Raw genomic sequence first — 22520 nt, 5'->3', positions numbered from 1 at the left:
GCCGGCGCGTGTCGTGCCGGGCTTGCACGGCGAATGATGGTGCGGAAAAGCGCTACAGCACGTCAAATGCCAGCGCGACGTCCAGCGGCGCCATCAGCGCCGGTTCGCTGGCCATGTCCGCGCGCAGCAGCGGGCGCGGTTCGAGCCATTCGCGGGCCAGCGCGACGGCCAGCGAGCGGCCTTCGGCGGCGGCGTCCAGGCGCGCGATCTCGCGCGCGTCGTAGCCGCGATGCAGCAGCACCGCGATGCGCAGCAGCGCGGCGGTGCGCCGCGCGGACGACAGCAGGCGCTCGGGCAGGGCGTTGAACGCGGCCTTGGGGATCTTGCGCCGATGGGTGCGCACCAGCGCGGCGATGAACTGCTGCTCCTGGCGCGAGAAGCCTGCGATGTCGGAATGCTCCAGCACGTAGGCCCCATGCACGTGGTATTGGCTGTGGGCGATGGCCAGGCCCACCTCGTGCAGGCGCGCGGCCCAGCCGAGCAGCAGGCGGTCGTCGGGGCCAAGCCGCCACGCCGCGGCGACCTGGTCGAACAGCGCCAGCGCGGTGCTTTCCACGCGCACCGCCTGGTCGGCATCGACGCCGTAGCGCAGCATCAGCGCGGCAACCGAGGCATCGCGCGGATCCTCGTCGCGGTTCCTGCCGAGCATGTCGTACAGCACGCCCTCGCGCAGCGCCGCCTTGCTCACCGCCATGCGCTGCAGGCCGAGCGCGGCGAATGCCGCTTCCAGCACCAGCACGCCGCCGGCGATGATCGGCCGCCGTTCGTCCGACAGGCCGGGCAGGTCGATGTCGTCGATGCGGCCGGCGCGCAGCAGCCGCTCGCGCACCTGCGGCAGCGCTTCGGCGGTGACCGAACCCTTGGTGAGGTTCATCGCCGCGCAGATGTCGCCGATCGCCTTGTTGGTGCCCGACGAGCCCAGCACTTCCTGCCAGCCCAGCGTGCGATAGGTGCCGGCGAACTGCAGGAACTCGGCGGTGACCTCGACCAGCGCGTCGTTCCACTTCCTGCGCGTGAGCTTGCCGCTTTCGAAGAATCGCCGGGTGCTGGCGACGCAGCCGACCTGCAGGCTCTCGCGCTCGATGGCGTCGAAGCCCGAGCCGATGATGCATTCGGTGGAGCCGCCGCCGATGTCGATCACCAGCCGCAGGAGGCCGTTCTTCGGCGGCTGCGCATGGGCGACGCCGAGGTAGACCAGGCGCGCTTCCTCGCGGCCGGCGATGACCTCGATGACGTGGCCGAGCGCGGTTTCCGCCGGCACCAGGAACGCCTGCGGCGCCGACAGTGCGCGCACCGTGTTGGTGGCCACCGCGCGCACGTGCTGCCGGGGTATGTCACGGATGCGCTGGCCGAAGCGCGACAGGCATTCGAATGCGCGCTGCCGTACTTCGAGCGTCAATCCGCCCTTGCCGTCCAGGCCTTCGGCCAGGCGCACGGTTTCGCGCAGGCGGTCGACGATGCGCAGCTGCCCCAGCGTGTAGCGCGCCACCACCATGTGGAAGCTGTTGGAGCCCAGGTCGATGGCGGCGAGCATGTCGCCGTCGCGCAGCGGCTCGGCGGTGGTGGGGACGAAGCCAGGCAGGGCGGCAGTGGTCGGGCTCATGTGCAGATCTTCGCCAGCAGCGCGGCCTGCGCCGAGTGCGGCATCTCGCCCTCGCGCGGTTCGACCTTGCGATAGCCGCCGTCGGCCTGCAGCTCCCAGGCGTTGAGGTTGTCGGCCAGGTAGTTGTCGAGCACTTCGTCCTGGATGCGCGCTGCGATCGACGGATCGAGGATCGGGAATCCGGTTTCCACCCGCCGCAGCAGGTTGCGTTCCAGCCAGTCGGCGCTGGTGCAGAACAGGTCGGGGTCGCCGTCGTTGCCGAACCAGTACACGCGGCTGTGCTCGAGGAAGCGACCGACGATCGAGCGCACGCGGATGTTCTCCGAAACGCCCGCCACGCCGGGGCGCAGCGTGCAGGCGCCGCGCACGACCAGGTCGATCTGCACGCCGTCGTTCGAGGCCGCGTACAGCGCGCGGATCACCTGCGGTTCGTTGAGCGCGTTCATCTTGGCGACGATGCGGCCCGTGCGGCCGGCGCGGGCGTGCGCGGCCTCGCGTTCGATCCGCGCCAGCACCCCGGCGTGCAGGGTGAACGGCGACTGCAGCAGGCGTTCGAGCCGGATCGCCGGCGCCAGCCCGGACAGCTGCTGGAAGATCAGGTGCACGTCGTTGCCGATCGCCGGATCGGCGGTGATCAACCCCAGGTCGGTGTAGGCGCGCGCGGTGCCGGCGTGGTAGTTGCCGGTGCCCAGGTGCACGTAGCGGCGCAGCTTGCGGCCCTCGCGGCGCACCACCAGCAGCATCTTGGCGTGGGTCTTGTAGCCGACCACGCCATAGACGACCTGCACGCCGGCTTCCTGCAGCCGGTCGGCGAAGGCGAGGTTGGCCTCCTCGTCGAAGCGCGCGCGCAGCTCGACCACCGCGGTGACGTCCTTGCCGTTGCGCGCGGCCTGCACCAGGTGCTCGATGATCGCCGAGTCCTTCGCGGTGCGGTACAGGGTCTGCTTGATCGCCAGCACGCTCGGGTCCTCGGCGGCCTGGCGGATCAGCTCCAGCACCGGCGTGAACGCATCGAACGGGTGGTGCAGCAGCACGTCGCCGGTGGCCACGCGTTCGAACATCGCGTCGCTGCCCGCCAGCTGGCGCGGCACGAAGGGCGGGTACTTCAGGTCCGGGCGGTCGACCTGGTCGTAGATCTGGATGATGCGGTTGAGGTTGACCGCGCCGTGGATCCGGTACACCGCGTTGGCCGGCAGTTCGAAGTTCTCCAGCAGCGTCTGCACGATCGGCTTCGGGCAGTTGGCCGCGATTTCCAGCCGCATCGCCCGCAGGTAGCCGCGGCCGACCAGTTCGTCGCGCAGCGCCAGTGCCAGGTTCTCGACCTCGTCCTCGTCGACGATCAGTTCGGAGTTGCGGGTGACGCGGAACTGGTAGGCGCCCTTGACCTCCATCCCCGGGAACATTTCCTCGACGAACTCCGACAGCACCGACGACAGGAACACGAAGTCGTACTCGCCGCCCGACACCTTCTGCGGCATCTGGATGATGCGCGGCAGCGAGCGCGGTGCGCGCACGATCGCCAGGTGGCCGGTGCGCCCGAACGCGTCCTGGCCCTTGAGCACGACCACGATGTTGAGCGACTTGTTGAGGATCTTCGGGAACGGGTGCGCCGGGTCCAGGCCGAGCGGCGACAGCACCGGCATGATCTCCTCGCGGAAGTAGGCGCGCAGCCAGCGTTCCTGGCGCGCGTTCCACGACTCGCGCCCGAGCACGCGCACGCCGCTGGCGGAAAGGGCCGGGCGAAGCTCGTCGCTCCAGCAGCGGTACTGCGCGTCGACCAGTTCGGCGGCGCGGTCGTGGATGCGGCGCAGCAGCGTGGCCGGCGACATGCCGTCGGCGGCGACCGGCACCGCGAAATCCTGCGCATGGCGCACGGTGGCGGCGCGGATCTCGAAGAATTCATCCAGGTTGGTGCAGGAGATGCACAGGAAGCGCAGGCGTTCGAGCAGCGGCACCGACTCGTCGCGCGCCTGGGCCAGTACCCGGAAGTTGAAGTCCAGCTGCGACAGCTCGCGGTTGAAGTACAGCGACGGATCGCGCAGCGGATCGTTGTCGGCCGGGGGATCCATCGCGGGAACGGGAGGATTCATGGGCCGGGCACGGAAGTCGGGATGGACGCAGCGGGAGCGGAGGCGGCGACGCGGTCGCGGGGGTGGACGCGCTCGGGTCCGAAGCGGCAACTGAAGGTGCTGCCGCGGCCGACTTCGCTGTCGATTTCCAGCCGCGCCTGGTGCAGCTGCAGGATGTGCTTGACGATCGCCAGGCCCAGTCCGGTGCCGCCGGATTCGCGCGAACGGCTGGTGGAGACGCGGTAGAAGCGTTCGGTGATGCGCGGCAGGTGCGCGGCCGGGATGCCGTAGCCGCTGTCGCGCACCGACAGCTCGGCACCGCCGTCCACGCTGCGGGCGAAGGCGATGGCGATGCTGCCGCCCGCCGGCGTGTAGCGCACTGCGTTGCCGACCAGGTTGGAAAATGCGCTGTGCAGCTCGCGCGTCGAACCAAGCAGGTCGACGCCGGCGCTGTCCTCGACGCTGATGGCATGGCGGCGCTGGCTCAGCGCCTCGGCCTCGCGCCGCAGCGTCACCAGCATCGAATCCATCGCCACCTCCTCGTCGACCACGCCGTCCTGGGCCTCCAGCCGCGACAGCGTCAGCAGGTCTTCGACCAGCTGGGTCATGCGCTGCGACTGGCGGCGCATTTCCTGCAGGATGGGCGCCCATTCGGGCTGTTCGTCCGGGTCGAGCATGTCGAGGTAGCCGTGCACCACCGTCAGCGGCGTCCGCAGTTCATGCGAGACGTTGGCGACGAAGTCGCGGCGCATGTGCTCCAGCCGCATCATCTTGCTCACGTCGCGCGCGACCAGCAGCCAGAGTTCATCCGAATACGGGATCAGGCGCAGGCTCAGGCGCAAAGACGGGTCGACCGGCGATGCCGCATCGATCATCGGCTCGGCGTGGCGGCCGGCCGCCAGCCAGCGCGAGACCGGCAGCGGCTGCAGGCGTTCGCCGACCCCGGCGTCGACGTCGTCGGGGTAGCGCAGGCCCAGCAGCCGGGTCGCGGCGTCGTTGAACCAGCGCACGCGCTGGTTGTTGCGTTCGATCACCACCACCGCGTCGGGCAGGGCGGCTGCGGCGGCGCTGTAGGCACGCAGCATTTCGACCAAGCGCCGCTTGCGGCCGCGCATTTCCTCCTGGGTTCGGTACAGCAGCCGGTCGAGCTCGTTCCACACGCCGTCGCCGCCGGACGGTTCGACCCGCTGGCGCGCGGTCAGCCGCAGCAGCACGTCGCGCAGTTTCCAGTAATGCCACGCGACCACGCCCAGCGCGGCGACCGCGAGCAGCGGCCACGGCTGGCCGACCACCAGCCCGGCCAGCAGCGACGCGACCAGCACCAATGCAAGCTGGCCGAGCGTCCTGGTCCATGCGCGGCGGGTGTGGGGAGGCATCATCGGAAGGCCGGGATGGGTGGTGCCGGAACCGGTGGCAGGAGAGTTCGCGATGCCACGATAGTACGGGCCGCGCGCCGGGTTTGGAAAAGCCGCCGTGGTCCGGGCATCGGTGCGGCGTGCGACAAATGGCAGCGGACCGCGCGGCCCCGCGTGCACGATCGCGCTCGTCACACCGCGGCGGAGAAGCGGTAACCGGCGCCGCGCACCGTTTGCACCATGTTGTCCAGCGCCGAAGGCTCCAGCGTCTTGCGCAGGCGCCGGATGTGCACGTCGACCGTCCGCTCCTCGACGTAGACGTTGCCACCCCAGACGTGGTCCAGCAGCTGGGTGCGCGTGTAGACGCGCTCGGGATGGGTCATGAAGAAGTGCAGCAGCCGGTACTCGGTCGGCCCGATCTGGACCGGCTCGCCGTGCGCGAACACCCGGTGCGCGGTGCCGTCGATGCGCAGCGCGCCGACGCTGACGCTGCCGTCCTCGTCGTCATCGCGTGAGCGCCGCATCACCGCGCGGATGCGCGCCAGCAGTTCGCGCGCGGAGAACGGCTTGACCACGTAGTCGTCGACGCCTGCTTCCAGGCCGCCGACGCGATCGTTCTCCTCGCCGCGCGCGGTGAGCATGATGATCGGCACCTCGCGGGTCAGGTCGTCGCGGCGCCAGCGGCGGGCCAGTTCGATGCCGCTGGTGCCCGGCAGCATCCAGTCGAGCAGGATCAGGTCCGGGACCCGGTCCGCGATCGATTCCTGCGCCTCGCGCGCATCGCCGGCATGCGCGGGCTCGTAATCGCCCTTGCGCAGCGCGAAGGCGACCATGTCGCGGATGGCGGGTTCGTCGTCGACGATCAGGATGCGCTTCTGCATGGCGGGTCGCGTCTGGGATTCCGTGGGACTCCGGATGCGGCCAGTAGACTACGTTTTTGTGACAGAGACGTGACAGGCCCGGGATCTGGAGGTTGGGGCTGGAGCAGCGCCGATTGTCTTCGAGCCCAGCCCTCAGCCCTCAGCCCCTAGCCCCAAGATCCCAGATCCCAGATCCCAGATCCCTATCTCCGATCCAGATCCGGGTCGCGGACGCCCTGGCGCCGCAGCTCGAGCACCGATGGCGTGATCGCGGCGATGCGCGCGTCGATGCGGGCGCGGGCGTAATAGTCCAGGTCGCTGCGCTTCTTCAGGTTGTTGAGCTGGACCAGGGCCCGCTCCGGGCGACCGTTGAGGTAGGCGGCCTCGGCCCACGCCTCGCCGGCGCGGATCGGGTCGCCGGCGATCTCGTTGACCCGGGCGAACGTGCTCTGGAACAGCGGGTCGTCCCCGGCGCTGGCCAGCAGCGGCCGCAGAACGTCCTGCGCGCGCTTGCCGGCGGCGGCGTTGTTGCGTTCGGCCAGCACCCCGGCATAGGTCAGCGCAACCGCGCGGTTGCGCGGCATCCGCGCCAGCATGTCCTCGAAGATCGCATAGGCCGCCGCAGGGTTTCCGGCGCGCGCCTTGGCCTGGGCCATCGCCAGCAGCAGCCAGGTGTCGCCGGGGTACCTGTCCAGCAGCGGCGCCAGCTCCTTCGCCGCGTCGTCGCCGTGGCCGGCGAGAAGGTGGGCGTACGCCAGCCCGTAGCGCTGCGCGGCGCTGAGCTCGCCGATGCGGCGCATGCGCTCGTATTCGTTGATCGCCGCCGTCGGCGTGTTGGCGCTGAGCGCGCGCAGGCGCTCGCGCACCCAGCCGAACTGGACGCTGTCGCCGCCCGCGGGCGCGGTACTGATCTGCAGCGAGGACGGCAGCAGCGGGTTGTCGCTGGAGGTGAACGCGGGGACGAAGCGCGGATCGTCCTGCGCCATCTTCGCCGCGCGCTCCTTGGCCTCGGCGATGCGGGTGGTGGTGACCGGGTGGCTGCGCAGGTAGTCCGGGGTGCGGTCCTTCTCGCCGCCCTGGTTGCCGCGCTCCAGTGCCTGCATGCGCTCGAACATCTGCGCCATCGCCGCGGGGTCGTAGCCGCTGCGCGCCATGGTGCGGATACCGATGCGGTCGGCCTCCGATTCGTTGCTGCGGGTGTAGTTGATCTGGCGCTGCGCGGCGATGCCCTGGGCGCTGGCCATGGCCGCCATCGCCGCGTCGCCCGACGAACTGCTGCCGGACTGCGCGATCGCGATCGCGCCCAGCATCGCCAGCAGGATCGGCACGCTGTCGCGCTGCGCGCGCTCGACGCTGCGCAGCACGTGCGACTGGGTGACGTGCGCGATCTCGTGGCCGAGCACGCCGGCGACCTCGTCCTCGGTGTCGGCCACCAGCACCAGCCCCGCGTTGACGCCGACATAGCCGCCCACGGTGGCGAAGGCGTTGACCTGGCGGTCCTTCATCATGAAGAAGGTGAAGGACTGCCTGGGGTCGTCGCTGGCGGCGGCGAGCCGGCTGCCGAGACCGCGCAGCCAGGTGTCGACCAGCGGGTCCTCGAGGATGTAGTCGTAGTTGCGCAGCTGGGCCAGCATCATCTGGCCGTAGGCCTTCTGGTCGGCGGGGCTGAGCACGGTGCCGGCGGAGGAGCCGATGTCGGGCAGGCGCGCGCCCTCCTGCGCGGGTGCGCACACGCTGGCGACGGCGAACATCAGGGCGGCGACGGCGGCAGGTAGGCGCATGGGGTCTCTTCGATGGAGCATGGGTGCAGGGTGCAGGATGGGCAGGGCCGCGTCGAGCCGCGTTAACAGGCCCTGACCCGCCACGCGGGGTCATTCAGTGTTCCATGCACGGAGGTTGACGCTTGGCATCCGGGCCGCAACATTCGACCATGCATGGCCCGCCGAGTTTCAGGAGTCCGCCTTGAATGCCCCGTCCCAGCCGCAGATCACCCTCTACACCAGCGCCACCTGCGGCTATTGCGTCGCCGCCAAGAACTTCCTCAAGAGCCGCGGCCTGGACTGGAACGAAGTGCGGATCGACACCGACCCGGCGCAGCGCGAGAAGATGGTCGCGCTCGCGCGCCGCACCAGCGTGCCGCAGATCTTCATCGGCGAGACCCACGTGGGCGGCTACGACGACCTGATGGCGCTGCACCGCGCCGGCAAGCTCGAGCCGCTGCTCGCCGGGGAAGCCTCGTGAGCGCGGGCAAGGCAGGAGGCGAGGGCGACCGCATCGCCGAGTTCACCGAATTCCGGCAGAGGATGAACGACAGGATCCTGGCCGAGCCCAATCAGGTGGTGCGGCGGTTCTTCGCGCTCGACACCCAGGCCTACCAGGCCGGCGCGCTGGATGTGAAGACCAAGGAACTGCTGGGCCTGGTGGCGTCGCTGGTGCTGCGCTGCGACGACTGCATCAGCTACCACGTGGCCCAGTGCCGCGATGCCGGCGTCACCCGCGACGAGATGTTCGAGGCGTTCTCGGTGGGGCTGGTGGTCGGCGGCAGCATCGTGATTCCGCACCTGCGACGCGCGGTGGATTTCCTCGACCGGCTGGAGCAGGGCGAAGCGGGCGCGCCGGCCGTGCACGACCACGGCTGAAGACCACGGCGGCGCCTGCCCGCAGGCGACATCCACGCCTTCGCATGAACGCACGCGCGGGCGTGGCCCTGCCCCATCCGGCATAATAAGCGGCTGTTTTTCGCCCCCTGGCGCCCGGCAACCCCGCCCCGGCGCCCTCCTGCATGGACCCCACACGCATGACCCACACGATTACCGTCATCCGCGGCGATGGCATCGGCCCGGAAATCATGGATGCCACCCTGCACGTGCTCGACGCCATGGGCCTCGGGCTGGCCTATGAGGAAGCCGATGCCGGCATGGCCGCGCTCGACAAGCATGGCGAACTGCTGCCGCAGGCGACCATGGATTCGATCCGCAGCAACAAGGTCGCGCTCAAGAGCCCGCTGACCACGCCGGTTGGCGAAGGTTTCTCGTCGATCAACGTCGAACTGCGCAAGCGCTTCGACCTGTACGCCAACGTGCGCCCGGCCAGGTCGTTCCCCAATACCCGCTCGCGCTTCCCCACCGGCGTCGACCTGATCACGGTGCGCGAGAACACCGAAGGCGCGTACATCGGCGAAGGCCAGGAAGTCACCGACGACGGCGCCACCGCCACGCTGGTCCAGAAGGTCACCCGCAAGGGCTCCGAGCGCATCGTCCGCTATGCGTTCGACCTGGCCCGCAAGACCGGCCGCAAGAAGGTCACGGTGGTGCACAAGGCCAACATCCTGAAGTCGACCTCCGGCCTGTTCCTGAAGGTGGCGCGCGAAGTGGCCGCGCAGTATCCGGAAATCCAGTGCAACGAGATGATCGTCGACAACACCTGCATGCAGCTGGTGATGGATCCCGAGCAGTTCGACATCATCGTGACCACCAACCTGTTCGGCGACATCATCTCCGACCTGTGCGCCGGCCTGATCGGCGGCCTCGGCCTCACCCCGGGGGCGAACATCGGCGAGGAAGTGGCCATCTTCGAGGCCGTGCACGGCTCGGCCCCGGACATCGCCGGCAAGGGCGTCGCCAACCCCTGCGCGCTGCTGCTGGGCGCGGCGCAGATGCTCGACCATCTCGGCATGCCGGCGCAGGCGCAGAAGCTGCGCGACGCCATCGTCGCCACGCTGGAAGCGAAGGATTCGCTGACCCCGGACCTGGGCGGAGCCGGCACCACGATGTCGTTCGCCAGGGCGATTGCCAGCCGCGCCGCGGCCTGATCCACGCGGTGTCGCGGGATGGACGGGGCGCTTCGGCGCCCCGTTCCGTTTCCGGCGCGTCCCGGGCCGGCGTCGCGGCCAGGTGTTCCGCTCCGAAGTAGACGCCGGCAGCCTGCTTCCGCCTCGGCGTCGGCGAGGCTCGAGCCGCTGCCGCCGCTCCGCGACCTTCCGCCGACGCGTACCCGGGCATGCGCCTGTGCGGGCAAGGGATTCAGGGGTCGCCTTGGTGCAGGCGGATCCCGGAGGCGCAGCAGGACCGGCCCGGGCTTCGTCCCGCGCGTGGAACGCCGCTTTTCCACCCCTGGCCGTGGACAGCGCGCGTGCTGCGCCGCACAATCCGGAATCTTTTCATCCGGATAAAGCGATGCAAGTTCGCCCGAGTGCCGTCGCGCTGACCCCGCTGCTGCTGTTCCTGGCGCTGTTCTTCGGCGCCGGGATCTGGTTCACCCTGCGCGGCGAAGCCATGGGCTTCTACCAGCTGCGCGCGCCGGTGGCGATCCTGCCGGCACTGGCGCTGGCCGCGTGGCTCGCGCACCGGCGCGGCCTCAAGGCGCTGGACACGCTGCTGGCCGGGATGGGCGACAGCAACGTCGTGCTGATGTGCCTGATCTTCCTGCTCGCGGGCGCGTTCGCGATGGTGTCCAAGGCGATCGGCGCGGTCGATGCCGTGGTCGCGCTGGGGCTGGGCGCGCTGCCGCCGGCGCTGATCCTGCCAGGGCTGTTCCTGGTGGCGGGCTTCGTGTCGCTGTCGATCGGCACCTCGATGGGCACGATCGCGGCCGTGGTGCCGATCGCGCTCGGCGTGGCCGACGCCGCGGGGCTGGACCGCGCGCTGGTCGTCGGCGCGGTCATCGGCGGGGCGATGTTCGGCGACAACCTGTCGGTGATCTCCGACACCACCATCGCCGCCACCCGCAGCCAGGGCTGCGGGATGCGCGACAAGTTCCGCGAGAATTTCCGCATCGCGCTGCCGGCTGCGCTCGCCACCGCGTTGCTGCTTGGCTTCCTCGGCGACGCGGCGCCGGTGGACGCGCCCGACGCGCCATCGAAGTGGCTGGTGGTGCCGTACCTGGCCGTGCTGGGGCTGGCGCTGGGCGGGCTGAACGTGATCGTGGTGCTGGGCATCGGCATCGCGTTGGCCGGGGTATTCGGCTTCGTGCTGTCGCCCGGCTACGACTGGCAGGCCTTCGCCGGCGACATCTACGGCGGCTACGAGAGCATGGTCGAGATCACCCTGCTGTCGCTGCTGATCGGCGGGCTGGCGGCGCTGGCCAGGGCCGGTGGCGGCCTGCAGTGGCTGGCCGATGCGATCGCCCGCTTCGCGCGTGGTCGCACCGGTCGGCGGGCGGGCGAATTCAGCATCGCGGCGCTGTCGGCGCTGGGCGATGCGTTCACCGCCAACAACACCGTGGCGATCCTGGTCGGCGGCGGCGTGGCGAAGGACATCGCGCAGCGCCACGGCATCACGCCGAAGCGATCTGCGAGCCTGCTCGACATCTTCGCCTGCGTGGTCCAGGGCGTGCTGCCGTACGGCGCGCAGATCCTGCTGGCCGGTTCGCTGGCCGCCGTCTCGCCGCTGGCGCTGGCCGGCAAGGTGTACTACTGCTGGATCCTGGCCGCGGTGGCGGTCGGCTTCATGCTCTGGCCCGCGAGGCGCGCGTCGGCAGCCACGCTGCCCGAAGCAGCATAGGCCGGGCCGGCGCGCTCTCGCACCGGTGTTCTTGTAGGAGCGGCTTCAGCCGCGAGCTTTTCGCAGGTCGCATCGCCGCTCGACAGAGCTCGCGGCTGAAGCCGCTCCTACAGTGCTCGATTCGGCTGCGCGCCTACGAGAGGCAGCAGAAAACGGAAAAAGGCGCCGAAGCGCCTTCTTCCATCTGCAACCAGCCGGGAGGTGTCAGTCGCGCGACTGCAGCTTCGACAGCAGCCGCAGGAACTCGATGTACAGCCACACCAGCGTGACCATCAGGCCGAACGCGCCGTACCACTCCATGTACTTCGGCGCACCGCGCTCGACGCCGGTCTCGATGAAGTCGAAGTCGAGCACCAGGTTGAGCGCGGCGATCACCACCACGAACAGGCTGAAGCCGATGCCGACGATGCCGTTGCCGTGGATCATCGGGATGTCGATCCCGAAGAAGCCCAGCACGATCGTCGCCAGGTACACCAGCGCGATGCCGCCGGTGGCCGCGACCACGCCGAGCTTGAAGTTCTCGGTGGCCTTGATCAGCCCCGAGCGGTAGGCCATCAGCAGCGCGAACAGCGTGCCGAAGGTCAGCAGCACGGCCTGGAACGCGATGCCCGGATACCTGGCCTCGAAGACCGCCGAGATGCCGCCGAGGAAGAAGCCTTCCACCAGCGCGTACATCGGCGCGGTGACCGGTGCCCATTGCTTCTTGAACACCGTGACCATCGCCAGGATGAAGCCGCCGATCAGCCCACCCCAGACGTAGAGGCCGCCGGTCATGCCTTCCGCGGTGATTTCGACCTGGTTCCAGGCGAACGCCGCCGTGATCACGGCCAGCAGGAGCAGCAGTCCGGTCTTGTTGATCGTGCCGTTCAGGGTCATCGCGCCGTCGGCGCGCGAGACGACGGTGCCGCTGCCGAGGTCGAGGAAGGTGGATTCCTTCAGAGCCGGGTTGCCGCTACGCATGGAGGTCCTCGCAAGGAGTAATGGTTCAGGCCATACATGAGGATACAGGGCAACCGGTTTCAAGGTGGCCGGTGCGTGAACACAGGCTACCGGGAAAAGCGGGCGCGCAGGCCGCAGCAGTGGTGCGAAAGGCGGGACTCGAACCCGCACGCCTTGCGGCACTGGTACCTAAAACCAGGGCGTCTACCAATTCCGCCACTTTCGCGCTGACCGGGCGCCTCGCGGCGCAGGCGCATCTTACGCGCCGGCGCCGGCCGCCATGCGCCGGCGACAAAAAAAGCGCCCGGTTGCCCGGGCGCTTCAAGTCTTGGTGGGCCGTCAAGGATTCGAACCTTGGACCTATTGATTAAGAGTCAACTGCTCTACCAACTGAGCTAACGGCCCCGAATGACGAATGGTAACGCAGCCTTGCGCCGCGCGACAACGATTTTTTCGCCGCCCGCGACCGGCGCGGTTGGCGTGCAGTCATCGATGCGTCGTGCCATCGGGCTGCGGAGGTGGGGTGGCTGAGGGGACTCGAACCCCCGACATCTGGAATCACAATCCAGGACTCTAACCAACTGAGCTACAGCCACCATTGGAACGCTTCCGGAGAACCCGCCTGGGCTTTCCGACGATGCCCGCGCGACCGGCACCGGTGGAACCTGCTTCCTGGCGCGCCCGGCAGGACTCGAACCTGCAACCACCGGCTTAGAAGGCCGGTGCTCTATCCGGTTGAGCTACGGGCGCCTGGGCGCATGATAGCGGGCCGGAAAGATCCAGTCGGCGGATGGTCGGGGTAGAGGGATTCGAACCCCCGACATCCTGCTCCCAAAGCAGGCGCGCTACCAGACTGCGCTATACCCCGCCGGTGCCGCACGGTTGGTTCGGGCTCCCCGGCAATACCACGTCCGCGGAAGGCCGGCCATTGTCCGGAGCGCGCGATCCGCTGTCAACGCGCGTGCGCGATTCCGGCTGGCGGCCCGGGCCGGAATCAGCGAAACTAGCGCGTTCCGCCGTCCGGCCGGCGCATTAAGCGCCTTCCGCCGCCCGGCGTCCGGGTTCCAACATCAATTCCAACATCACCCCGCGAAGGCCTCGCGGATCGCAGGAGTGGGTATGCCAGCTGTAGATGCACGTGTGTCGGTCGAATCCGTGGGCAATCTCGAACGCCGCATGACGTTCCGCCTGCCGGCGGAGCGACTCGAGGACCAGGTGGGCGGTCGCCTGCGCGAAATCGCGCGCACCGCCCGCATCAAGGGTTTCCGTCCCGGCAAGGTGCCGGCCAGGGTCATCGAGCAGCGCTTCGGCCAGCAGGTGCGCGACGAAGTCTTGGATGGCCTGCTCCGCGAAGGCTTCGACGAGGCCGTGCGCGACAACGCGCTGCGCCTGGCCGGCAGCCCGAAGATCGAACGCAGCGAGGACGGCGGCGACAGGGAACTGGCCTACGTGGCCACGTTCGAAGTGGTGCCGGACTTCGGCGAGATCGACGTGTCGAAGCTCAACGTCACCCGCCATACGTCCGAGGTGACCGAGGCCGACATCGACCGGATGATCGAGAACCTGCGCATGCAGCGCCGCAGCTGGACCGCGGTGACACGCCCGGCCCAGGCCGGTGACGCCGTCGACGTGGAGACCTGGTCGCAGGTCGGCGACGAGCGCCTGCCGGCCGAAGGCGCCGAGCGCGGCGTGACGGTGATCGGCACCGGCGGCATGTTCCCGGAGATCGAGAACGCGCTGGTCGGCATGGCCAAGGGCGACGAGAAGACCGTCGACGTCACCTTCCCGGCGGACTGGCGCGTGGCGCAGCTGGCCGGCAAGTCCGCGCAGGTGCACGTGAAGATCGAGCAGGTCTCCGAGCAGGTGCTGCCGGAAGCCGATGCGGCCTTCATCCGCAGCTTCGGCGTCAAGAGCGGCGAACTTGACCAGTTCCGGGCAGACATCCGCACCAACCTCGAGCGCGAGCTCAAGGGCGCGCTGATGAACCGCCTGCGCCGCGCCGTCGGCGATGAGCTGGTGTCCGCGTACGGCGAGGTCGAGATGCCGCCGAAGCTGGTCGAGAACGAAGCCCGCGCGATGCTCCAGCAGGCGGTCGAGCAGGCACGCCGGCAGGGCCAGCAGGCCGAGGTGCCGGCCGATGCCCACGAAGGCTTCATGGACGCCGCCCGCAAGCGCGTGCTGGTCGGCCTGGTGGTGGGCGAGGTCGCCCGCCGCAACGAGCTGCGCCTCGATCCCAAGCGCCTGAACGAGACGCTGCGCCTGATCGCCTCCACCTACGAGGAGCCCGACCAGGTCGTTGAGTTGTACCGCAACGATCCCCAACTCATGTCGGGACTGCAGAACCGGGTGATGGAAGAGCAGGTGATCGACTGGATCGCCGAGCGCGCCCAGCATACCGAGCAGGCCATGACTTTCCAGGAAGCGATCGGGAGCTGAACCCAGTGAGCCACGAAACCAAAGCCCTGAACCTCGTCCCCATGGTGGTCGAACAGACCAGCCGTGGCGAACGCGCCTACGACATCTATTCGCGCCTGCTCAAGGAGCGCGTGATCTTCCTCGTCGGCGCCATCGACGACCACATGGCCAACGTGATCGTGGCGCAGATGCTGTTCCTCGAGGCGGAGAACCCCGAAAAGGACATCAGCCTGTACATCAACTCGCCCGGCGGCGTGGTCACGGCCGGCATGTCGATCTACGACACCATGCAGTTCATCAAGCCCGACGTGAGCACGATCTGCATCGGCCAGGCGGCGAGCATGGGCGCGCTGCTGCTGGCATCGGGCGCCAAGGGCAAGCGCTACGCGCTGCCGAACTCGCGGGTGATGATCCACCAGCCGTCCGGCGGCTCGCAGGGCCAGGCGACCGATATCGAGATCCAGGCGCGCGAAATCCTGACCCTGCGCCAGCGCCTGAACGAGATCCTCGCCCGCCACACCGGGCAGTCGTTCGAGACCATCGCCAACGACACCGAGCGCGACAACTTCAAGAGCGCCGAGGCCGCCCGCGAGTACGGGCTGGTCGACGAGGTCCTGGAGCGGCGCCCGGACGAGTCCATCCAGCCAGCGTAACCAGCTGATTTCATTGAGGCATTCGGCAGTCCGCCCCCGCGTTTGCGGGAGCGGACGCTATGCTATTCTCGAACCGTAATCCGCAAAGATCGACCAAGGGCATGACCGAAGACCGACAAGGCCGTTCCGGCGACAGCAGCAAGATCCTGTATTGCTCGTTTTGCGGGAAGAGCCAGCACGAGGTGCGCAAGCTGATTGCGGGCCCGAGCGTGTTCATCTGCGACGAATGCGTCGAGCTGTGCAACGACATCATCCGCGAGGAGCTCGAGGAGAAGGCGCAGTCGGCCCGCAGCTCGCTGCCCAAGCCGAAGGAAATCCTGGAAGTCCTCGACCAGTACGTGATCGGCCAGGCCCGCGCCAAGCGCACGCTTGCGGTCGCCGTGTACAACCATTACAAGCGCATCGAGAGCCGGCAGAAGAACGACGACGTCGAACTGGCCAAGTCCAACATCCTGCTGGTCGGGCCCACGGGCTCCGGCAAGACGCTGCTGGCCGAGACCCTGGCGCGGATGCTCAACGTGCCGTTCACCATGGCCGACGCCACCACGCTGACCGAAGCCGGCTACGTCGGCGAGGACGTGGAGAACATCATCCAGAAGCTGCTGCAGAAGTGCGACTACGACGTCGACAAGGCGCAGCAGGGCATCGTCTACATCGACGAGATCGACAAGATCTCGCGCAAGAGCGAGAACCCGTCGATCACCCGCGACGTGTCCGGCGAAGGCGTGCAGCAGGCGCTGCTCAAGCTGATCGAGGGCACCGTCGCCAGCGTGCCGCCGCAGGGCGGGCGCAAGCATCCGCAGCAGGAATTCCTGCAGGTCGATACCCGCAACATCCTGTTCATCGTCGGCGGCGCGTTCGCAGGCCTCGACAAGATCATCCAGCAGCGCAGCACCGATGCCAGCGGCATTGGTTTTGGCGCCAAGCTCAAGAGCGCCGAACGCAAGCTCGAAGTCGGCAAGGTGCTGGCCGACGTCGAGCCCGAGGACCTGATCAAGTTCGGCCTGATCCCCGAGTTCGTCGGCCGCCTGCCGGTGGTTGCCACGCTCGAGGAACTCGACGAAGCGGCGCTGGTGAAGATCCTGACCGAACCGAAGAACGCCATCACCAAGCAGTTCAAGAAGCTGTTCGACATGGAAGGCGTGGAGCTCGAGTTCCGCCAGGATGCACTCTCCGCGATCGCCCGCAAGGCGCTCAAGCGCAAGACCGGCGCGCGCGGCCTGCGCACCATCGTCGAGTCGGTGCTGCTGGACACGATGTACGACCTGCCGTCGCAGGAGAACGTCAGCAAGGTGGTCGTCGACGAATCGGTGATCGAGCACAAGTCCGACCCGTACCTGATCTACCAGACCCCGACGCCGGCGCCGAAGGTGGCCGCGGCCGAGTAACCGGACGGAATCGAGCCGGCGGCGCCGCGCCGCCGGTCATGCACGGAACGCATGGTGGCTGAAAACCCGGACCTGTCGAGAGACGTCGCCGGCAGCATGGAAACATGCTGGCCGGCTCCGGCATGGGAGCACGCCCTCAAACCACCTGGACCGACAGGGCAACCTGGTCGCCTGCCGTCGCGCGCCCCCAGCATTGGCGGCGATGCCACGGGTGTCATCGACCGCCTGCTCGTCGCCTCGCATGCGGCTTCGCTGGCAGTTGCGCCGAACTACATTCGCGACCAATGTAACCTGTTGATTTATTGGCAATTATTCAGGGCTCACGAGGCCGGAGTCGCGTCGGTGCTTGCAACGTTCCGGCGCCAGCCCCATAACTCGACCGTGGCGGCCCGACGGGCCGCAATTCATATTCATCTGGAGCCCCCATGCCTGACCTCTCCGACCACGAAACCCTGCAACTGCCGGTGCTGCCGCTGCGCGACGTGGTCGTGTTCCCGCACATGGTGATCCCGCTGTTCGTGGGCCGCGACAAGTCGATCCGCGCGCTGGACCTGGCGATGGAGTCCGACAAGCGCATCCTGCTGGTCGCGCAGAAGTCCGCCGAGACCGACGATCCCGATGCTGGCGACCTGTACGAGATGGGCACGCTGGCGCAGGTGCTGCAGCTGCTCAAGCTTCCCGACGGCACGATCAAGGTGCTGGTCGAGGGCGTGGCGCGCGCGCGCGTCGATGAAGTCGGCGAACACGACGGTTGCCTGGCCGGGCGCGGCGTCGTGGTGGAATCGACGGCGGCGCGCGATCCGCGCGAGGTCGAGGCCGTCGCGCGTTCGCTGATGAGCCTGTTCGAACAGTACGTCAAGACCAATCGCAAGCTGCCGCCGGAACTGCTGCAGACGCTGTCGGGCATCGACGAGCCTGGCCGCCTGGCCGACACCATTGCCGCGCACCTGGGCGTGCGCCTGGCCGACAAGCAGCGCCTGCTCGACACCATCGACATCGCCAACCGGCTCGAGCTGCTGGTCGGCTTCGTCGATGGCGAGATCGACGTGCAGCAGATGGAGAAGCGCATCCGCGGCCGGGTCAAGTCGCAGATGGAGAAGAGCCAGCGCGAGTACTACCTCAACGAGCAGATGAAGGCGATCCAGAAGGAGCTCGGCGAGATCGACGACGCGCCCAACGACATCGAGGAGATCGCGCGCAAGATCGCTGCGGCGGGCATGCCGAAGGCGGTCGAGGCGAAGGCGAAGAACGAGTTCAACAAGCTCAAGCAGATGTCGCCGATGTCGGCCGAGGCCGCGGTGGTGCGCAACTACCTGGAGTGGCTGCTCGGCGTGCCGTGGAAGAAGCGCAGCAAGGTGCGCAAGGACCTGGCCGCCGCGCAGGAAGTGCTCGACGCCGACCACTACGGCCTGGAGAAGGTCAAGGAGCGCATCCTCGAATACCTCGCGGTGCAGACCCGGGTGAAGAACATGAAGGGCGCGATCCTGTGCCTGGTCGGCCCGCCCGGCGTGGGCAAGACCTCGCTCGGGCAGTCGATCGCCAAGGCGACCAACCGCAAGTTCGTGCGCATGAGCCTGGGCGGCGTCCGCGACGAGGCCGAGATCCGCGGCCACCGCCGCACCTACGTCGGCTCGATGCCGGGCCGCATCGTGCAGAACCTCAACAAGGTCGGCACGAAGAACCCGCTGTTCATGCTCGACGAGATCGACAAGATGTCGATGGACTTCCGCGGCGACCCGTCGTCGGCGCTGCTCGAGGTGCTCGATCCCGAGCAGAACAATTCCTTCAACGACCACTACCTCGAAGTCGACCTCGACCTGTCCGAGGTGATGTTCGTGGCGACGTCCAACTCGCTCAACATCCCCGGGCCGCTGCTCGACCGCATGGAGGTCATCCGCATCCCCGGGTACACCGAGGACGAGAAGATCAACATCGCCATGCGCTACCTCGTGCCCAAGCAGATGAAGGCCAACGGCCTGCGCGACGGCGAGCTGAAGATCGCCGAGGACGCGATCCAGGACATCGTGCGCTACTACACGCGCGAGTCCGGCGTGCGCAACCTGGAGCGCGAGATCGCCAAGATCTGCCGCAAGGTGGTCAAGGAGATCGCGCTGCGCGGCCCGGTGCCCGCCACGGCGCGCAAGCGGAAGCCGCGCGCGCTGGGCGTCACCTCGAAGAACCTGGAGAAGTACCTGGGCGTGCAGCGCTTCGACTTCGGCCGCGCAGAGCAGGACAACGAGATCGGCCTGGTCACCGGCCTGGCCTGGACCGAGGTCGGCGGCGACCTGCTGCAGATCGAATCGACGCTGGTGCCGGGCAAGGGCAACCTGATCCTGACCGGCCAGCTCGGCGACGTGATGAAGGAATCGGCTTCGGCGGCGCTGTCGGTGGTGCGCGCGCGCACCGACCGGCTCGGCATCGAGCTCGACTTCCTGCAGAAGCTCGACGTGCACGTGCACGTGCCCGACGGCGCCACGCCCAAGGACGGCCCCAGCGCAGGCGCCGCGATGGCGACGTCGCTGGTCTCGACGCTGACCAAGATCCCGGTGCGCGCGGACGTGGCGATGACCGGCGAGATCACGCTGCGCGGCAAGATCACCGCGATCGGCGGGCTGAAGGAAAAGCTGCTCGCCGCGCTGCGCGGCGGCATCCGCACCGTGATCATCCCGGACGAGAACCGCAAGGACCTGGCCGACATCCCGAAGAACGTCACCGATGCGCTGAAGATCGTGCCGGTGAAATGGATCGACGAGGTGCTCGACCTGGCGCTCGAACGGCCGCTCGCGCCCCGGGTCGTCGCCAAGGGCGTGGAAGAGGTCCGGCGTGAATCGGACAAGCCTTCCGCGCCGCTGGATGTCAAGCATTGACGTTTTCCGGTTTGCCCTGAAAATGCACGGAAGCCCGGCGTTTTCCGCGGTTTTTTCGTATTGCGCCCCCCATACCCCACTGGTATAACGGCGACAACCACGAAGCAGTAAACGTACGTGCATCGGGTCAAGAAGGCCGGGCAGGCCTGCGAAATGCGCAGGACAACCCGGCCACCACCATCGAGCGGGCGAGCGTCCGCACAGGGAGTTTCCAGTCCAATGAACAAGAACGATTTGATCGAAGCCGTCGCCGCCCATTCCGGCCTGTCCAAGGCTGATGCCGGTCGCGCGGTCGATGCCGTGGTCGGCTCGATCACCGGCGCGCTGAAGGCGGGCGAGAGCGTCAACCTGATCGGCTTCGGTACCTTCGACGTGCGCGAGCGCGCCGCCCGCACCGGCCGCAATCCGCGCACCGGCGAGGAGATCCAGATCGCCGCTGCAAAAAATCCTGCATTCAAGGCTGGCAAGGCGCTCAAGGATGCCGTAAACTGATCAGCCCGCCGGCCGGGTGAGTTGTCCCGGCCAAGCCAGGCACCGGGTGCTTAGCTCAGCGGTAGAGCGTCTCCTTTACACGGAGAGGGTCGGGGGTTCGAAACCCTCAGCACCCACCAGTCGGGCGAGGCGCGAAGTTCAAGAAAAGCGGAGTGGTAGTTCAGTTGGTTAGAATGCTGGCCTGTCACGCCGGAGGTCGCGGGTTCGAGTCCCGTCCACTCCGCCAATCATCCGAAGAGGGCACCGGAAACGGTGCTCTCTTTTTTTGTGCCGCCGCGCCCGGTGAGGCCGCTCGGACGCATTGCAGGTAAACTGGCCCGCTTCGTCCCGACATTGCCGACCCATGCTGCAGAAACTCCGCGAAAAAACCTCGGGCTGGATCGCCATGGTGATCCTTGGCCTGCTGTGCATTCCGTTTGCCTTCTTCGGCATGGAGCAGTACCTGTTCCAGAGCAACCAGACGTTTGCGGCGAAGGTCGAGGCGCCGCCGAAGTGGTGGCAGTCCGCGCCATCCTGGTGGCCGGCGACGATGCTGTGGCAGCGTGACGAGATCGACCAGAACGAATTCCGCGACGCGTTCGAGCAGGCGCGCCAGCAGCAGCGCCAGGCGCAGGGCGACAACTTCGACCCGCGCGCCTTCGAGAGCATCGACAACAAGCGCAAGGTGCTCGACGGGCTGGTCGATCAACTGGTGATGCGCATGTCGGCCAAGCGCGCCGGCATCGCGGTGAGCGATGCGCAGGTGCGCGACGTGATCCAGTCGATTCCCGCGTTCCAGGTCGACGGCAAGTTCGATCCGCAGCGCTACCAGCTTGCGCTGGCGTCGCAGGTGCCGGCGATGTCGCCGCGCGGCTTCGAGCAGCAGATCCGCGAGGGCCTGCAGCAGTCGCTGGTGCCCAGCCAGGTGGCAGCGTCCGCGTTCGTCACCCAGTCGCAGATGGATCGCCTGATGAAGCTGATCGGCGAGCGCCGGGACGTGTCGTTCGTGGTGTTGCCGCCGCCGGTCGAGGACACCGCGCCGGTCACCGATGACGAGGCCAGGCGCTGGTACGACGCCCACAAGGCCGAGTATCGCGCGCCGGAAACCGTGTCGATCGAGTACGTGGACATCGACTCGGCCACGCTGCCCGCGCCGGCCGTGGCCGACGAGGCCGCGCTGCGCGCGCGCTACGAGCAGGAGAAGGCGCGCTTCGTCGATCCCGAGCAGCGGCTTGCCTCGCATATCCTGGTCAGCGTCGCCCCGGATGCGGATGCCAAGGCGCAGAAGGCGGCCGAGGAAAAGGCCGCCAGGATTGCCGCGGAAGCGCGCAAGCCGGGTGCGGATTTCGCCGCGCTCGCCCGCGCCGACTCCGATGACACCGGCTCGAAGGACAGCGGCGGCGACCTGGGCTGGGTCGCGCACGACGGCGGCATGGTCAAGCCGTTCGAGGACGCGCTGTTCGCGATGCAGGCCGGCGACGTGAGCGAACCGGTCAAGACCGACTTCGGCTGGCACGTGATCAAGCTGCGCGAGGTCAGGAGCGGCAAGCAGACCTCGTTCGAGGACGCGCGCGCCCAGCTTGCGAGTGAACAGGGTGATGTCGACCGCGAGCGCGCCTTCAACGAAGTGACCGGCAAGCTGGTCGACCAGGTCCTGAAGAACCCCAGCGCGCTCGCACCCGCTGCGCGTGCGGTGGACCTGCCGGTGCAGAAGCTCGGGCCGTTCGCGCGCGGGCAGGGCACCGGGATCGCGGCCAACCCTGCGGTCGTCCGCGCGGCGTTCTCCGAATCGCTGGTGCAGGACGGCACGGTGAGCGATCCGATCGAGATCGCGCCGGGCCACAGCGTGGTGATCCGCGTCACCCAGCACACGCCGGAGCGCGCATTGGCCCTGGCCGAGGTGAAGGACAGGGTTGTTGCCGAGATCCGCGGCGACCGCATGCGCAAGGCGACGCAGACGGCGGCCGATGCGATGGTGGCCCGGCTCAAGGGTGGCGAGACGCTGTCGGCGATGGCAGCGACCCTGGGCCTGTCCGCGCAGGACGTGCCCAACGTGCCGCGCGGCGTTCCGGTACCGGATCCGGCGGCAACCGAGGCCTATTTCGAAGTGCCGGTGCCGGCGGCAGGCAAGGTGTCTCCCGGCGCGGTGATGCTGGACAACGGTGGCGCGGTGGTGTTCGCGGTGACCAAGGTCACGCCGGGCGATCCGAAGGAAGCGTCGGAGCAGGAGCGCACGGCGCTGCAGCAGCAGCTGGCCCAGCTCGCGGGCAACGAGGATGCCGCAGGCATGCTCAAGTCGCTGCGCAAGAAGATGAAGATCACGGTCGCCGAATCGCGGCTCTGACCAGCTTCGCGCGGCAATGAAAAAGCCCGGCATCGCCGGGCTTTTTCGTGTCTGG

16 protein-coding genes and 7 tRNA genes are annotated in these 22520 nt (G+C 68.2%); 12 read left to right on the top strand and 11 right to left on the bottom strand.

The genetic code is table 11. The features are described 5' to 3' along the window. Positions 1-52: 52 nt before the first annotated feature. The 5 genes from ppx to H570_RS0114685 form a co-directional block, all read right to left on the bottom strand. Positions 53-1603, bottom strand: coding sequence for an exopolyphosphatase (ppx, locus tag H570_RS0114705; protein WP_051176456.1), 1551 nt, complete (start codon positions 1601-1603; stop codon positions 53-55). Beyond that, complete coding sequence (gene ppk1 / locus H570_RS0114700) at positions 1600-3693, bottom strand: polyphosphate kinase 1 (protein WP_156900003.1); 2094 nt, start codon at positions 3691-3693, stop codon at positions 1600-1602. The genes ppx and ppk1 overlap by 4 nt, the downstream gene beginning before the upstream one ends. Continuing rightward, positions 3690-5048 carry a phosphate regulon sensor histidine kinase PhoR gene (phoR, locus tag H570_RS17775; RefSeq protein ID WP_051176484.1) on the bottom strand — a complete coding sequence of 453 codons (1359 nt, stop codon included), beginning with the start codon at positions 5046-5048 and terminating at the stop codon, positions 3690-3692. The genes ppk1 and phoR overlap by 4 nt, the downstream gene beginning before the upstream one ends. Before the next feature lie 170 nt (positions 5049-5218). Continuing rightward, positions 5219-5908 (bottom strand): phosphate regulon transcriptional regulator PhoB, encoded by a 690-nt coding sequence (phoB, locus tag H570_RS0114690; protein WP_027081400.1) that lies wholly within the window; start codon positions 5906-5908, stop codon positions 5219-5221. Between the two features lie 182 nt (positions 5909-6090). Further along, positions 6091-7668, bottom strand: a complete 1578-nt coding sequence (locus H570_RS0114685; protein ID WP_027081399.1) for a M48 family metalloprotease — start codon at positions 7666-7668, stop codon at positions 6091-6093. A gap of 181 nt (positions 7669-7849) precedes the next feature. On the opposite strand from H570_RS0114685, the gene grxC reads away from it, so the two are divergent. The 4 genes from grxC (at position 7850) to H570_RS0114665 (ending at position 11388) form a co-directional block, all read left to right on the top strand. Beyond that, on the top strand, positions 7850-8128 hold the full coding sequence (gene grxC / locus H570_RS0114680) for a glutaredoxin 3 (RefSeq protein WP_027081398.1): 279 nt from the start codon (positions 7850-7852) through the stop codon (positions 8126-8128). Between the two features lie 62 nt (positions 8129-8190). Next, complete coding sequence (locus H570_RS0114675; RefSeq protein ID WP_417473087.1) at positions 8191-8526, top strand: carboxymuconolactone decarboxylase family protein; 336 nt, start codon at positions 8191-8193, stop codon at positions 8524-8526. A gap of 158 nt (positions 8527-8684) precedes the next feature. Continuing rightward, a complete protein-coding gene (locus tag H570_RS0114670; protein ID WP_027081396.1) occupies positions 8685-9698 on the top strand; it encodes an isocitrate dehydrogenase in 1014 nt (337 codons plus the stop codon). Between the two features lie 364 nt (positions 9699-10062). Beyond that, positions 10063-11388 carry a Na+/H+ antiporter NhaC family protein gene (locus H570_RS0114665; protein ID WP_027081395.1) on the top strand — a complete coding sequence of 442 codons (1326 nt, stop codon included), beginning with the start codon at positions 10063-10065 and terminating at the stop codon, positions 11386-11388. A 204-nt stretch (positions 11389-11592) separates the two neighbouring features. On the opposite strand, the gene H570_RS0114660 is transcribed toward H570_RS0114665, so the two are convergent. The 6 genes from H570_RS0114660 to H570_RS0114635 form a co-directional block, all read right to left on the bottom strand. Continuing rightward, positions 11593-12348, bottom strand: coding sequence for a Bax inhibitor-1/YccA family protein (locus H570_RS0114660; protein WP_027081394.1), 756 nt, complete (start codon positions 12346-12348; stop codon positions 11593-11595). Between the two features lie 120 nt (positions 12349-12468). Continuing rightward, positions 12469-12553: transfer RNA gene (locus H570_RS0114655), tRNA-Leu, on the bottom strand. Positions 12554-12656: 103 nt separating this feature from the next. Continuing rightward, a tRNA-Lys gene (locus H570_RS0114650) sits at positions 12657-12732 on the bottom strand. A gap of 114 nt (positions 12733-12846) precedes the next feature. Further along, positions 12847-12923 (bottom strand) — tRNA-His (locus H570_RS0114645). A gap of 77 nt (positions 12924-13000) precedes the next feature. Continuing rightward, positions 13001-13077, bottom strand: a tRNA-Arg gene (locus tag H570_RS0114640). 41 nt (positions 13078-13118) lie between these two features. Then, positions 13119-13195 (bottom strand) — tRNA-Pro (locus tag H570_RS0114635). Between the two features lie 251 nt (positions 13196-13446). Here H570_RS0114635 and tig point away from each other — a divergent pair. The 8 genes from tig (at position 13447) to H570_RS0114595 (ending at position 22465) form a co-directional block, all read left to right on the top strand. After that, positions 13447-14763 carry a trigger factor gene (tig, locus tag H570_RS0114630; RefSeq protein WP_027081393.1) on the top strand — a complete coding sequence of 439 codons (1317 nt, stop codon included), beginning with the start codon at positions 13447-13449 and terminating at the stop codon, positions 14761-14763. A gap of 5 nt (positions 14764-14768) precedes the next feature. After that, complete coding sequence (gene clpP, locus H570_RS0114625) at positions 14769-15395, top strand: ATP-dependent Clp endopeptidase proteolytic subunit ClpP (RefSeq protein WP_027081392.1); 627 nt, start codon at positions 14769-14771, stop codon at positions 15393-15395. Between the two features lie 101 nt (positions 15396-15496). Beyond that, positions 15497-16783, top strand: coding sequence for an ATP-dependent Clp protease ATP-binding subunit ClpX (clpX, locus tag H570_RS0114620; RefSeq protein WP_027081391.1), 1287 nt, complete (start codon positions 15497-15499; stop codon positions 16781-16783). A 425-nt stretch (positions 16784-17208) separates the two neighbouring features. Continuing rightward, positions 17209-19650, top strand: coding sequence for an endopeptidase La (lon, locus tag H570_RS0114615; protein WP_027081390.1), 2442 nt, complete (start codon positions 17209-17211; stop codon positions 19648-19650). 219 nt (positions 19651-19869) lie between these two features. Further along, positions 19870-20142 (top strand): HU family DNA-binding protein, encoded by a 273-nt coding sequence (locus tag H570_RS0114610; RefSeq protein WP_027081389.1) that lies wholly within the window; start codon positions 19870-19872, stop codon positions 20140-20142. Positions 20143-20186: 44 nt separating this feature from the next. Beyond that, positions 20187-20261, top strand: a tRNA-Val gene (locus tag H570_RS0114605). 30 nt (positions 20262-20291) lie between these two features. After that, positions 20292-20368: transfer RNA gene (locus tag H570_RS0114600), tRNA-Asp, on the top strand. 117 nt (positions 20369-20485) lie between these two features. After that, a complete protein-coding gene (locus tag H570_RS0114595; RefSeq protein WP_027081388.1) occupies positions 20486-22465 on the top strand; it encodes a SurA N-terminal domain-containing protein in 1980 nt (659 codons plus the stop codon). Positions 22466-22520: the final 55 nt, after the last annotated feature.

This window comes from Luteimonas mephitis DSM 12574, assembly GCF_000422305.1.
Taxonomy (GTDB): domain Bacteria; phylum Pseudomonadota; class Gammaproteobacteria; order Xanthomonadales; family Xanthomonadaceae; genus Luteimonas; species Luteimonas mephitis.
Note: the sequence above shows the minus strand (reverse complement) of the source record. Positions and strands in the feature narration are given on the sequence as shown.

What these genes read in the sequence shown, in the direction of transcription:
- lon (WP_027081390.1), top strand. Translation starts at nt 17,209, where the DNA reads ATGCCTGACCTCTCCGACCACGAAACCCTGCAACTGCCGGTGCTGCCG.
- H570_RS0114675 (WP_417473087.1), top strand. Translation starts at nt 8,191, where the DNA reads ATGAACGACAGGATCCTGGCCGAGCCCAATCAGGTGGTGCGGCGGTTC.
- tig (WP_027081393.1), top strand. Translation starts at nt 13,447, where the DNA reads ATGCCAGCTGTAGATGCACGTGTGTCGGTCGAATCCGTGGGCAATCTC.
- H570_RS0114670 (WP_027081396.1), top strand. Translation starts at nt 8,685, where the DNA reads ATGACCCACACGATTACCGTCATCCGCGGCGATGGCATCGGCCCGGAA.
- H570_RS0114610 (WP_027081389.1), top strand. Translation starts at nt 19,870, where the DNA reads ATGAACAAGAACGATTTGATCGAAGCCGTCGCCGCCCATTCCGGCCTG.
- clpX (WP_027081391.1), top strand. Translation starts at nt 15,497, where the DNA reads ATGACCGAAGACCGACAAGGCCGTTCCGGCGACAGCAGCAAGATCCTG.
- phoR (WP_051176484.1), bottom strand. Translation starts at nt 5,048, where the DNA reads ATGCCTCCCCACACCCGCCGCGCATGGACCAGGACGCTCGGCCAGCTT.
- H570_RS0114665 (WP_027081395.1), top strand. Translation starts at nt 10,063, where the DNA reads ATGCAAGTTCGCCCGAGTGCCGTCGCGCTGACCCCGCTGCTGCTGTTC.
- ppk1 (WP_156900003.1), bottom strand. Translation starts at nt 3,693, where the DNA reads ATGAATCCTCCCGTTCCCGCGATGGATCCCCCGGCCGACAACGATCCG.
- phoB (WP_027081400.1), bottom strand. Translation starts at nt 5,908, where the DNA reads ATGCAGAAGCGCATCCTGATCGTCGACGACGAACCCGCCATCCGCGAC.
- H570_RS0114660 (WP_027081394.1), bottom strand. Translation starts at nt 12,348, where the DNA reads ATGCGTAGCGGCAACCCGGCTCTGAAGGAATCCACCTTCCTCGACCTC.
- ppx (WP_051176456.1), bottom strand. Translation starts at nt 1,603, where the DNA reads ATGAGCCCGACCACTGCCGCCCTGCCTGGCTTCGTCCCCACCACCGCC.
- H570_RS0114595 (WP_027081388.1), top strand. Translation starts at nt 20,486, where the DNA reads ATGCTGCAGAAACTCCGCGAAAAAACCTCGGGCTGGATCGCCATGGTG.
- H570_RS0114685 (WP_027081399.1), bottom strand. Translation starts at nt 7,668, where the DNA reads ATGCGCCTACCTGCCGCCGTCGCCGCCCTGATGTTCGCCGTCGCCAGC.